This is a genomic window from Bacteroidia bacterium (assembly GCA_037045145.1).
Classification (GTDB): domain Bacteria; phylum Bacteroidota; class Bacteroidia; order AKYH767-A; family OLB10; genus OLB10.
The window spans coordinates 638,366-651,117 of record JBAOIA010000011.1; the positions used below are offsets into that span (position 1 = coordinate 638,366).

The window sequence follows — 12,752 nt, forward strand, 5'->3', positions numbered from 1 at the left end:
GCATTTTATTTTCGCTGCTAAGCTTCAACCACTAAAGTTTTGAGGCAACCACAAATGCTTTTTTATACTTTTTAGTCTTTCCTTCAGGGTTAAATGCTTCGGCATAAACGATATAAATTCCAACGGATGCTTTATCGTTTTTATCGGTAATTCCATCCCACATAAAACTATCTTCCGGTGCCAATAGTTTTGATTTAACTAAGTTGCGAACCAATTGCCCTGCTTCATTATAAATTTTTGCATTCAGTATATAGCCAGGTTCATTCATGCTGATGTTAAAAGTTATCACATCATTATATCCATCGTTGTCAGGAGAAAAAACTTCCGGTGTTATCACAAAATCTTTAACCGGTAATTGTTCGTTTAAGCTCTGTGAATTTTTATAGCCCGGTGTTGCATAACCAACTGCTTCTGCAGCCGAATGCCAGTTGGTTGAATCCTGTGTGCCTTTATTAAACCATATCCTTTCTAATGAAACACCATTCTGATCGTCAATGAGTGGAAAATGCCAGCGTTTATTGTAGTTGAGCTGATCAATTCTATTCAAAGCAAAATCTGTAATAACACAAACGCCCTTGTCATCATTAAAACCAGGCAGTGATGCTTTTAATAAATTATTTCCTATTGCATTGGCATAAATACTTTGCAATGAAGCAACATCAGAAGTGAGTGCTATGAATGCCTGAGGAAACAAAAGATATCCGTTATCACTAACGGTGTAATTTGTTGTTATCAGATTGTTATCATCTGTTGTTGCAACCTTAATGTTTTTAAGGTCAATTATTTTTGATGAGTTGTTATATAATTCCACAAAGTCATTACCTCCTGTTTTGGGATTAAATAAAATTTCGTTTATCAGAACATCACCTGCAGCAGCAGTTTCTGCAATACCAATTTTTAAACTAAGATTTCCTGTTATTTTATTTCCGGGGCAGTCAGCAATAGATGAGTTTAAATTAACATAATAAACTATTCCTGTTTGTAATGCATTGCTTAAAGTTAAAAAAGCATGGTTGTCTGAAAGAATAACTGATGCAGGCTGTCCTATGCCATTGTCAATAGTATAACTCGATGTCTGAGAGGCTATGACTGTGTCGGGGTTCTCGTTAAATGTTATTCTTATCAATGTTGTAGTCAGGGGATAAGCATCAAGTGCCTGTGGTGGTGTGGTGTCACTGCTAGTGCCTTTAACACTGTTTACTTTTGCGGGTGTTCCGCCTTGCGAATCTTCAGAAGCATGCCAGTTAAACCTTGAGTTACAAGTAAAATCAGCATCAATTCTTTCAATGGTGAAGCCTCCTGTTTTTTTGCTGTCATCATTGTAGTTGTCATCACTAAAAATCACTCTGTCTATCAATGTGCCATTGTTATCAGTCAGCCTCAGGTCATCACCTACATCATTATTTAACGATGGAAATGAACTTGTTCCTGTTGTATTACCATAAGGAATAAAAGATGTTGTGTCAGAATTTTTACAGATAATGATGTAGGTGCCCGGTTGTAATGTTACTGCGCCAATGCTTGCCACGGAGGTTGACCCGTCAGACAATGTCCAGCCATTGAGAGAAAGAATTTTATTGCTTCTGTTGTATAATTCCACAAACTCTGCATTGGGCAAAGGTGCCGATACAATGGGTTCAAAATATATTTCGTTAATTACAACATCAAAAGCCTGTGCTGTTACAGGTGCATTCCATGTAAAACCTATGGTGCTTCCTGCAGCAATTACATTACTATTAAGATCAGATACATTACTTACAGCAAGTGTGTATGCTGTTCCGCTGTTAAATGGAGTACTGAAAGTCAGATGTACTAAAGAAAAATCGCTTATATCACGTGCTGCAGTGGACGGTACACCCAATCCTTGTACTGAATAATTCGCTGTAGTTTGTGCTGTATTTAGGTCAATGGGTTCAGAAAATTTTACATCTAATGCAGTATTCGATAACGGTATTGCAGAAGTTAATGTTGGCGGTGTGACATCTGCAATATATGGAATCGAGAAATCGTCAAAGTAAAAACCTGTAGCATTCGATGAAGTATAAGTACAACTCACACCAAAATAATTTCCTGAGTTAATGGTTGCATCTGTGCCCGAAGACTGTAATGTGAAATTTGTTCCTGCAGAGGCATCGGCATAAATACTCCAAAGGCCTGCATTGTCTCTTGTAATTTTTACACTGATAGTTGAGGCAGCTGCAATAAATCCATTGGTGCCATGCGCTACCGATACAGATGTTGTGCCTGTTTGTTTAAAAATTTCGATAGCATCGTTGCTGCCTGTTTCCCCAAACTGAACATAATAGCCATTGAGTGCACCTTTTAAGTTTTGCTGATCGCTTACCAAATAAACTCTTGAATAGTTACTTGACGATGGTGCAAAGTTGAACTTAATATAAAATTGCCATGCTGTATTGTCAAGAGTGGGCATGCTTGTTGTTAATGCAAGATAGGAGGTTGCTGCACCGGTACTGTTAAGTTGCAATTGTTGCGATGCATTGACAATAAACTGACTGTTGTCGCCATTCCATGCAGGATTAGCAGTAAAATCACCATCAGAAAAATTGTCTGTTATTTGTGCAAGACCTAAAAAGGGAATCATTGCGAAAAAAAGTAGTAATCGTTTCATGCCAATAAAAAAGATTAGGCAGTGAAGATAAGCAAACCACATTATTTAAAATAATTAAATTGAAACAACACTAAGTAATGTGTTTTTTATTCATTTTTGAGGTAGGAATAAAATATTATGAAAGTAGCTGTAGTTGGTGCCACAGGTCTTGTAGGTAAAACCATGTTGCGTATTCTCGAAGAAAGGAAATTTCCTGTGACGGAGTTAATTCCTGTTGCAACGGCAAATTCTGCCGGTAAGAAAGTAATGTTTTCAGGAAGGGAATATACGGTAGTGACTTGTGAGGAGGCTGTTGCCATGAAAGCAGATATAGCCTTATTCTCTGCCGGAGGGACAACATCTTTAGAGTGGGCACCACGATTTGCGCAGGTTGGAACCACAGTTATTGACAACTCATCGGCATGGCGAATGAATGAAAAATGCCCGTTAGTAGTTCCTGAAATTAATGCTGATGTTTTAACCAAAGAAGATAAAATTATTGCCAACCCAAATTGTTCTACCATTCAGATGGTGATGGTGCTTAATCCGCTGCATAAAAAATATAAACTCCGGAGAATAGTTGTTTCTACCTATCAGTCAGTTTCCGGAACCGGAAAAAATGCTGTTGACCAGCTGATGAATGAGCGCAAAGGCATTTCAGGTGCTATGGCCTACCCATATAATATTGACATGAACGTGTTGCCGCATGTTGATTCCTTTTTAGAAAATGGATATACCAAGGAAGAAATGAAGATGGTAAATGAAACGCGAAAAATTTTACGTTCAGACGAAATAAAAGTAACAGCAACAACTGTTCGTGTACCTGTGGTTGGAGGTCATAGCGAAGCGGTAAATGCAGAGTTTGAAAAACAGTTTGAAATGAGTGAAGTAAAACAACTGTTAGCGCATGCAGCAGGTGTGACAGTTATTGACGACCCTGCACAACTTCAATACCCGATGCCCACATTTGCAGAAGGTAAAGATGATGTTTTTGTTGGGAGAATCAGGCGTGATGAGTCGCAACCACATACATTAAACCTTTGGGTGGTATCTGATAATCTCAGAAAAGGTGCTGCAACCAATGCGGTTCAGATTGCAGAATATATACTAAAGCAGAGTTTAATATAAATAAAAAGCCACCCCACAAAGGATGGCTTCTTTTTGAAAATTATTTTTTTAATTGCGTCTTCCGCCTAAATAAATCAAAATATAATACATCAGTGTAGCCAAGGCACCTAATGCAGCAACAACATAGGTCATGGCAGCCCACCACAAAGCATCTTTTGCTTTTGCATGCTCACTGCTTGTAACCATACGGCTGTCATTTAACCAAACCAATGCCCTGCGGCTTGCATCAAACTCAACAGGAAGTGTAATGAAACTAAACAACACTGTCATGGCAAACAATACAATACCTGCAAGTAAAAGCGATGGAAAAACATTGATGAGTAAAACACCACCAAGCAATACCCACTGCACATATTTAGAGGCAAAACTTACCACCGGCACCAATGCCGAGCGTACTTGTAGCATGGTGTAAGCTCTTGCATGTTGCACAGCATGACCACACTCGTGTGCAGCAACAGCAGCAGCAGCAGCATTACGTCCATAATATACAGGCTGACTCAGATTAACAGTTTTGTTAAGTGGATTGTAATGATCTGTTAACTGACCTTCAACAGAAATAACTTTTACATCATTTATACCGTTGTCGCGAAGCATTTTTTCTGCAATCTCCTGACCACTAAGTCCTGTCCCTAATGTTTCATGCGAGTATTTTTCGAACTTTCGTTTTAGCTGGGCGCTTACCAACCACCCCACAAGCATAAAAACTATTACTATAAGATATATTCCCATTAATTGATTTTTTTTATTTTATTAAAACTACTATTTCAGTTAAATGTTTTTAACAACAATCAAACAGTGTGCAAATATACACAACCTGCATTTTTGTCAGCATTTTTAATGATTATTATTGAATGAATTACTCCCAACGAAACGTTTTGGCAGCTACAATATAAATAATAACACCCCAGAGTAGTAATACCAAAAGCTTTGATAAGACGTCTATTAGCCCTGCACCTTCAAATGCAACTTCGCGAAGTGCATCATTAAGGTAGGTTAATGGCAGTGCTTTACAAAATGGTTGCAGCCATTTTGGAAAAACATCAATTGGAAAAAACGTGCCCGACAACAAAAACTGTGGCATGGTTATGATGTTGGCAATGGGTGGGATGGTGCTTTCGCTTTTAGCAATTCCTGAAACTACAAAACCAAAACCCATAAAAACTATGAGTCCGAAGGCACAAATAAGCATCATGGTAAGAAAAGTGCTTATGCCGTTAATGAGTGTAAAACCAAACGCAAACCTGCCTACACCTATGATAAAACAAGCACCGAGCAATGAAAATACCATACGGCTTAATGTTTCGCCCAGAACAATGTAAATGCGTTTTACAGGCGTAGCAAAAAACCGTTTAATGACTAAGGTTTGCCTGAGACTGAAAAAAACAAATGCAGTTCCAAAAACTCCTGTTGACAATAAGGCAAAGCCTAACTGACCGGGAAGTATAAAATCTATTTTCTTGTATTCGCGTCCTGCAATTTCTTCGCTTTTTAGTTGCGCCAATGGATGCGCCACATGGGCATCGTACAAATTTATTTTGCTTATAAGATTGTCTAAAATATTTTTAGAAAGTGCTCCGCCTTCAGGTGCAGCTGTGGAGCTAATAAGTTTTACTGTAAAATCTGTTTTGCCTTCCGAAATATTTTTTGTGATAACCAACATGCCATCAATTTTTCCCTGTTGAAGTTTTTTGCTTGCAGCAGTAGAATCGCCTTCAACCCAATTGATAACATCAATGTTTTTTGTAGCTTCATAAATTGGATTATGCTGATCGCTTGAAGGGGTCAGAAATAATTTGACTTTAAGCCCGGTACCCGATAAAAATCCAAAAACCAGAATAAAGGTTAGCGGAAAAACCAGCGTAAAAACCACAGCACTGGGGCTGCGTGTAATTGACCTGAAACTGGCTTTTGCAATTGCCAGCATAGCCTTTGTTTGTGAATATCTCATCTTGTTTATGTCAGAAATGCTGCAAATGTAGTTAAGTTGTTTTTTATGAATTAAAATAAAAAATGTACGTTTGCCGTAATAACAAAGGTTCGTCAATTCAATGAATCACACATTCTCACTGTTTCAGAGCATGGAACAAGATAAGATTATCCTTTCTTTTAAAGGAGATATTACTCAGGATTTGCTTGCATCTGTATATCAGATTATGGAGTCGAGAATGGATCAGGACAAGACTGATTCGAAGAGAAAGAAAAGATTTTATCACATTTTAGTCGAGTGTCTTCAGAATGTTTATCACCACATGGAAGATTTTAGAAATGTGAGTGAAGTAACTGAAATTTCTGACGGCTCTGCAATTTTTATCATTGCAAAAGCAAAAGGCGAAGGTTATAGAATTATTACAGGAAACTATATCAAGAAAGAAGAATCGGAAGATCTAAAATCAAAGCTTGAGAAAATTAATTCTATGAACACCGATGAATTGAGAACCTATTATCTTGAAACACTGAGTACCACAGAGCTTTCACAAAAAGGCGGTGCCGGTTTGGGAATGATTGATATTGCCCGCAAGTCGGGACATAAAATAGTTTACAGTTTTGACGGAGTAACCGATACTGTTAGTTTTTTTACCCTTGAAGTAACAATTAATTAAATCAAAGAAAATGGATAAGCTGATTATTGAACCTGGCATAAAAACACCTCACATTACATTTGATGCTGCCAATGGAAGTCTTGAAATTAAAGGTAAATCCATTCCGGAAAATTCTATAGAATTTTATAAGCCTGTTTACGATTGGCTCGATGCCTATACTGCACAGCCCAAAGATCAAACCTTGCTGACAGTACAGCTGGAATATTTTAACACCAGCTCGTCAAAGTGCCTGCTCGACTTGTTCAGGAAACTTGAAAACATTCATACTTCAGGTAAAGGCAAGGTAAATGTAAAGTGGCTTTATGAGGAAGATGACGAAGACATTATGGAAGCCGGTGATGACTATCAGACCATTGTAAAACTTCCTTTTAGTATCGAGAAAATTTCAGGATAATTATTTTCCTTCAAAAATTTCATCAATAGTTTTTACAGCAACTGCATGATAGCCCGGACGTGCAGAATGATAAATTTCTTCTATCCACGGTTTTAATGTTGAATCTGCTGCTGCTTTTCGATAAAGAGGTGCAATAAATTTTCTGCGTCCTACTGTGTTAAGAAAATTTTCCAATGCTTTATACGCTGGCTTGTAATGACAGGCAATGGAAATCATAAACCAGTCAAATGCAATTTCCGAATTTTGAATTTGAGTGAAGTGAAAATGATTATCTAAGGCAACAGCTTTTTCGTAGGTCATTTCAGGAGCAATAGTTCGCAGAAAATGAAGGTAGTGATGTGTTGTCCAACCTGCAGTGTCAGGCATGACTGTTGGCTGCTTGATAAATGCTTCGGCTGCTTTTTCAACCTGATCAAAATATTTGCTCTTGATGATAGGTAGACTTTTCGGTAATCCTGTACCATATACCCACTCGTCAACATTTACTTTTTGTTTTATCAGAGGATTTTCCTGTAGGAGATTCACATCCAGATAATATAGAAATTTTTTTGTTGTCATGGTTTGAAAGCGATGCTCTTCAAAATATTTTTTTAAAAAAGCATCCCAAACATCACGGCCGGCTGCCTGCTCGAGTGCAAGCAGAAAAAAACGCCCTTTTTCATAGGCAATATCACCAACGCCATCATCAGGATCACGGCCATTAAGGTTTATATAAAGTTTGGTGTCTGGATTGTTGCTACCCATTTCGGCAACAGTGTGCTTCAGTTCATTTTGTGAGAGTAAAGTCAACATGTCAGCATAATCTTTACCATAAATTTTTTCCATGATGCGCGATTCAAAGTAAACGGTAAAGCCTTCATTTAGCCAGAAGTCGTTCCATGTGGCATTGGTTACTAAATTACCACTCCATGAGTGTGCCAATTCATGCGCAATGAGGCTAACCAATGAGCGGTCACCGGTGATAATAGTAGGTGTTGCAAATGTGACACATGGATTTTCCATCCCACCGAACGGGAAAGAAGGTGGCAGAACTAAAACATCATATTGTTTCCAGGGATATTTTCCATAAAGCTGCTCTGCAGATGCAATCATTGCAGGCAAATCTGTAAACTCATGAAAAGCTTTGTCCAGCATAACAGGTTCTGCGTAAATGCCACAACGGTTGTCATAGGCTTTGTAAGAAAGGTCGCCAATACTCAATGCCATCAGATAGGAAGGTACAGCAAAAGGCATTTTAAAATTGTAAGTTCCTTTTTCTGTATTTTTTGGATTCATTGGGCAACTCATAACAGCCATCAATTTTTCGGGACAATGAATATTTGCAGTCCAAGTAAATTTTATTCCCGGTGTATCTTGTAATGGAATCCAGCTGCGCGCCAGTATGGCTTGCGATTGGGTATATAAAAAAGGGTGTTTTTTGCCGGCAGTTTGTTCAGGGTTTAACCATTGTAATGCACGTGCATCAGGTGATGTTTCATAATAAATGGTAACCTCTTTTGTGCTTGCTGCAACAGGAATGGCAAGTTCGCTGCCTAAAATCTCATCAGCAGGTTTCAAAATAAATTTAACAGGGGCATCATTGATTTTAACACTTTCTACTTTCAGATTATAGGTGTCTAAACGCAAGGTGTCTGCATTTGTAATATTTTTAATTTGTAAGGTTACGAAGCCTACTAGTTTTTTAGCAGAAAAATCAGCTTTAAGATTTAAGTCAAGATGTTGCACAACAATTTCTGCAGGGTTGGAATAAGAATGTTCATCTTTAACATATTCTCCACCTTCCTCTTTTGGCTTATCTGCAAACATGGTAATCGGTACTAGAATTAAAAATAAAATATTTTTCATTGTTCATTTATTTTGTTTTAATCATATAAATATGTGGAATATTATCTTCCAAAAATTCTTCACTAATGACTGTAAATCCAAATGATTCGTAAAATTTACAAAGGTAACTTTGTGCCATAATTTTTATTGGGCTGTCAGGGAATATGCTCTGACATTCTCCTAACGATTTTTCAACCACTAATTTTCCCAACCCTGTTCGCCTAATCTGTTGATGTGTTACAATGCGTCCTATAGAAGCTTCATCATATAAAACACCTGGAGGAATAATTCTGGCATAGCCAACAGATTGCTGATTGATTAAAGCCATAAGATGAAATGAAAGTAGATCTGTTTTGTCAATATCACTATAAGGACAATTTTGCTCCACAATAAAAACCTGCTGCCTGAGGTGTAAAAAATCATGCAGTTCATGTGCAGTAAGATCATTAAAAGGTTTAAACTTCCAGGAAATATTCATTCTGTGATGGCATGATACGGCAGCGAATATAAAGCACATTTTATGAATAGAAAAAGAAGTATTGCGATGGAATAAATTGTTAACAGCATTTTGATGATTAACACGCTTTGCATCAAAGTAATTAAATAACTTTGGCGCCATGTCATTGCCGCAACTTATTGTTACTGACAGCAGCCGAACTGGAAAGATTCCTTTTTCTCCTTTCAAAAGGACGCAGGAAGATTCTGTTCAGCAAACGAAGAAAGAGAAAATAGGCAACCAGGTTGTGAAACAGGGTCTCTCTCTAAAAACCGATAGCTTAAAAGTTAATGTCACCGGTATAGATACAGTAAGACCTTTAGCAAACGATAGTATTCAACAAGTGGGTGACACATCTGTTGCCGGCATGTTGAGATTATTTCGTTTTACTGATGAGGAAAATGATGAATTAAACAATACGGATCAGCCATTTATTTCGTCTTCTACCTATTTCAAACAGCATCAACTGGAGGTAAAATCTTCATCACCACAATTGTTTAATAAGATAGCTCCCGATTGGTTTACTGTAGTTCTATTTTTTCTGATTGCAGGTATTACAACCGTAAAAGTTTTTTATCAGAATATTTTCCGACAGTTAGTAGAAGCTGTATATAGTTTTGCTGTTACCAATCAGGTTGTGCGCGATGAAAATTTATTAGTTCAGCGTGCTTCTGTTTTACTGAATGTAATTTTCTATTGCAGTTCAGGTTTATTTTTTTATTGGATTAGTGTTCGCTACAACTGGAATCATCCAATTTTGAATGAAGGACTGTTGCGTTTTTTGTTTTTTGCATTCGTGACAGCAGTTTTTTTTACAGTTAAAATGTTGCTACTAAAACTTATAGGCACTGTTTTTAATCTCGATAAACCGGTGGCGGTTTTTATTTTTTCCATTTTTTTAACCAACAACTTATTAGGCGTTTTGCTAGTGCTGATTACTTCATTTATGGCATATTTATCGGGTGTGAGTTTGATAAATTACATATATCTGGTGATAGGAATCCTTGCTCTGGCATTTATTTTTTTATTGTACAGGGCTTTTTTGATTTCCCGTACTGTGCAAGGTTATTCTTTGTATTATTTAATTTTATACTTTTGCACCCTTGAAATTGTACCGATTGTATTGATAATAAAGCTTGCATCGGAGTAATTAAATAAGGTGATTAAAAACGCATGGCCGGAAATTCGAAAGTAAAGACAATACTCGTAACGCAACCCAAGCCGGAAACGGAAAAGAATCCGTACTTTGATCTTGCAAAAAAGTTCAATGTAAAAATTGACTTTCAGCCATTTATTCAGATTGAGGGTATTCCTGCAAAAGATTTTCGCAAAGACCGTGTTAATGTAGCAGAATTTCAGGCAGTGATTTTAACCAGTCGTCAGGCTGCTGATCATTATTTTAGAATGGCTTCAGAAATGCGTATGACTAATTTTGATGAAGTAAAATTTTTCTGTGTATCTGAGTCAACAGCTTTTTATCTTCAGAAATATATTACTTACCGCAAGCGCAAAGTTTTTTATGGCAACAACAGCATCAACGATTTGACTGATGTGTTGAAGAAACATAAGAAAGAAAAGTTTTTGCTTCCTTGCAGCGAAGTGATGAATCCCGACATCATAAATACTTTGAAGGAAGGCAACCTTAATTTTATAACTGCTGCCATTTACAGAACGGTAAGCAGCGATCTTTCTGATGTGAATATTGAATCATTTGATATGATTGTGTTCTTTAGTCCTTCCGGTGTACAGTCGCTGTTGAAGAATTTTCCTAAGTACAAACAAGGCAATACCAGAATTGCAACATTTGGTGTCTCCACATCTCAAACTGCTAAAGATGCTAAGTTAAAAGTAGAAATAGAAGCTCCTATTCCTCAGGCACCAAGTATGACAATGGCTATTGAGCAGTATCTGAAGAAAGCTAATAAATAAAATTTATTATTTAGTCTCATTCAGTTTTTGCTGCGCTTGTGTGGCATAAAATCCTTTTGAAGAAATTATTTTCTGTAATAACTCTTTTGCTTTATCCTGTTCACCTTTTTGCAGCAGCAGTAATGCCCTGTGCCAAGCCGATTCCTGATTAAATGTATTATTTGATTGTGCATCTAATCGGTCAAGGAAGTGTAGTGCTTTATCATACTGTTGATTTTCGCTGTAGGACATTGCCGTATAGAACAGTGCATTTACATCGCTATGATTGTCTGAAAGTAGTAGTTGTAACTTGTTAATTGCAGATGGGTATTTTTTGTTTTTGTAATCCACCAATGCTTCAGTCAAAAAGTCCTGATATTTAACTTCGCGAGGCTGCATATTATTAAGCCTTTTGGATTTTTCCATTTCTTTTTTCGATTCATAACTTGCAGGAATGCCATTGTCATCTCTGGCGATGTTTTTTTCTCGTTTGTATTGATTGGAGTAGTCATACACTTTTAGGCCTTCAATATTTTTTGTTGTCGGTATCACAGCAGCAACAACATCACCATCTACAGCCACAGATTCCGAAACTATTGGAGCAGCAACACCTGCTGATGTATGTTCATTAACTGCATCTTTTTCCTGAACAGATTCTGTCGCAGCAAAGGCTTTATCTTCTGCACTTGATTTTGCCACCATTGCATTATGTTCTTTAACTATATTTTTTGATGCCTGTTGGATTCTTTCTTCTGCAGGCGGTGGTGGTGGAGGTTGAATGGAAGACTCCTCTATTGCGGCATCACTATTGGTTGAAGGTGTTTGTGTGTTTATTTTCTGTTGTACAGCAGGTTTGTTAATTTGTTCAGCTGTATTTTCATGTTTATAAGAATAGTTAGAAATAATCCAGCCTGTTGCAATTAAAATTGCAACAGATGCTGCGGCATAGTACCATCGGTTTATAGATGATGTCTGTTTTGAAGTAGCGTAATATTTATCGGACACCTGCTTGCTGGTTTCGTCAAGTGGTTGCATTGTGGTTAACATGGCAAGGCCTTCGGCTGCATCGGAACATAGCTCGCAGTCTGTCAGGTGTTTTTCAACTATATGCTTTTCGGCATTTGTCATTTTTCCCTGCACATACTTTGTCAGGCGTTCTTTATCAACGCAGTCAGAGGTTTTAAATATTTCAATTTTACGACTTGACATGATTATTTTTCTCCATATAAATTCTGAGATTTCTTTTTCCATTCTGAATAAAACTCTTCACCTGTTTGAAATCAAAACCGGTAAGGTCTGTTATTTCATTATAACATTTTTCTTTCAGGAAAAATAATTCAATACATATTCTTTGTTCTTCATTCAATGTTTTTATTGCTTCTTCAAGCATCAGTAGTTCCGTTTCTTTTTCATGTGCATGATCAGTATTTTCAGGTTCAAATTCTGTTGATGAAGCAATTTCATCCAGGCTGTAATTGTCTGCTCTGTTTTTTGCAGCCTGTCTGCTGCGCAACTGCATCAGACAAAAGTTTTGGGCAACACGGTGTATCCAGTACGAAAATTTCTGCACGTCATGTTTTAACAAATCGGCATACAGTTTTTCAAATATCTGTAATACGGCATCTTTACTGTCGTCTGAATCTTTAAGGTATTTCATACAAACCCCAAACACCAGGTGCGAATAGCGGTTAAACAATACACCTACTGCCTGTTTGTCGCTATGTTTACGATAGTGTTGAATGAGCTCTTCATCACTAAGTGCATTTTTATCCTTACTCCGGATGAGCCACATAA

The 12,752-nt window shown here is 37.3% G+C and carries 12 protein-coding genes; 5 read left to right on the forward strand and 7 right to left on the reverse strand.

Going from position 1 to position 12,752, the window contains the following annotated elements:
- Nucleotides 1-31 precede the first annotated feature (31 nt).
- Nucleotides 32-2,629 (reverse strand): lamin tail domain-containing protein, encoded by a 2,598-nt coding sequence (locus tag V9G42_03805; GenBank protein MEI2758543.1) that lies wholly within the window; start codon nt 2,627-2,629, stop codon nt 32-34.
- Nucleotides 2,630-2,746: 117 nt separating this feature from the next.
- Here V9G42_03805 and V9G42_03810 point away from each other — a divergent pair, with 117 nt between their 5' ends.
- A complete protein-coding gene (locus V9G42_03810; protein ID MEI2758544.1) occupies nt 2,747-3,736 on the forward strand; it encodes an aspartate-semialdehyde dehydrogenase in 990 nt (329 codons plus the stop codon).
- Nucleotides 3,737-3,784: 48 nt separating this feature from the next.
- Here the strand turns inward: V9G42_03810 and V9G42_03815 are convergent, their stop codons facing one another.
- Together V9G42_03815 and V9G42_03820 are read right to left on the reverse strand one after the other, a co-directional pair.
- Nucleotides 3,785-4,465 (reverse strand): zinc metallopeptidase, encoded by a 681-nt coding sequence (locus V9G42_03815; GenBank protein ID MEI2758545.1) that lies wholly within the window; start codon nt 4,463-4,465, stop codon nt 3,785-3,787.
- A gap of 127 nt (nt 4,466-4,592) precedes the next feature.
- Complete coding sequence (locus V9G42_03820; GenBank protein MEI2758546.1) at nt 4,593-5,684, reverse strand: ABC transporter permease; 1,092 nt, start codon at nt 5,682-5,684, stop codon at nt 4,593-4,595.
- Nucleotides 5,685-5,784: 100 nt separating this feature from the next.
- Here V9G42_03820 and V9G42_03825 point away from each other — a divergent pair, with 100 nt between their 5' ends.
- Nucleotides 5,785-6,336 (forward strand): SiaB family protein kinase, encoded by a 552-nt coding sequence (locus V9G42_03825; protein MEI2758547.1) that lies wholly within the window; start codon nt 5,785-5,787, stop codon nt 6,334-6,336.
- Between the two features lie 10 nt (nt 6,337-6,346).
- The gene (locus tag V9G42_03830) at nt 6,347-6,730 is read left to right on the forward strand and encodes a DUF1987 domain-containing protein (GenBank protein MEI2758548.1); all 384 of its coding nucleotides are present in this window, start codon (nt 6,347-6,349) and stop codon (nt 6,728-6,730) included.
- On the opposite strand, the gene V9G42_03835 is transcribed toward V9G42_03830, so the two are convergent.
- Together V9G42_03835 and V9G42_03840 are read right to left on the reverse strand one after the other, a co-directional pair.
- Entirely contained in the window at nt 6,731-8,575 is a 1,845-nt protein-coding gene (locus V9G42_03835) for a M1 family metallopeptidase (protein MEI2758549.1), read from the reverse strand.
- A gap of 7 nt (nt 8,576-8,582) precedes the next feature.
- On the reverse strand, nt 8,583-9,032 hold the full coding sequence (locus V9G42_03840) for a GNAT family N-acetyltransferase (protein ID MEI2758550.1): 450 nt from the start codon (nt 9,030-9,032) through the stop codon (nt 8,583-8,585).
- Nucleotides 9,033-9,171: 139 nt separating this feature from the next.
- On the opposite strand from V9G42_03840, the gene V9G42_03845 reads away from it, so the two are divergent.
- A complete protein-coding gene (locus V9G42_03845; GenBank protein MEI2758551.1) occupies nt 9,172-10,200 on the forward strand; it encodes a DUF4271 domain-containing protein in 1,029 nt (342 codons plus the stop codon).
- 23 nt (nt 10,201-10,223) lie between these two features.
- A complete protein-coding gene (locus V9G42_03850) occupies nt 10,224-10,979 on the forward strand; it encodes a uroporphyrinogen-III synthase (protein MEI2758552.1) in 756 nt (251 codons plus the stop codon).
- 6 nt (nt 10,980-10,985) lie between these two features.
- Here V9G42_03850 and V9G42_03855 read toward each other — a convergent pair whose 3' ends face one another.
- Both V9G42_03855 and V9G42_03860 read right to left on the reverse strand, forming a co-directional pair.
- Nucleotides 10,986-12,209 carry a tetratricopeptide repeat protein gene (locus V9G42_03855; GenBank protein MEI2758553.1) on the reverse strand — a complete coding sequence of 408 codons (1,224 nt, stop codon included), beginning with the start codon at nt 12,207-12,209 and terminating at the stop codon, nt 10,986-10,988.
- Nucleotides 12,154-12,750, reverse strand: a complete 597-nt coding sequence (locus V9G42_03860; GenBank protein ID MEI2758554.1) for a sigma-70 family RNA polymerase sigma factor — start codon at nt 12,748-12,750, stop codon at nt 12,154-12,156. The genes V9G42_03855 and V9G42_03860 overlap by 56 nt, the downstream gene beginning before the upstream one ends.
- Nucleotides 12,751-12,752 lie beyond the last annotated feature (2 nt).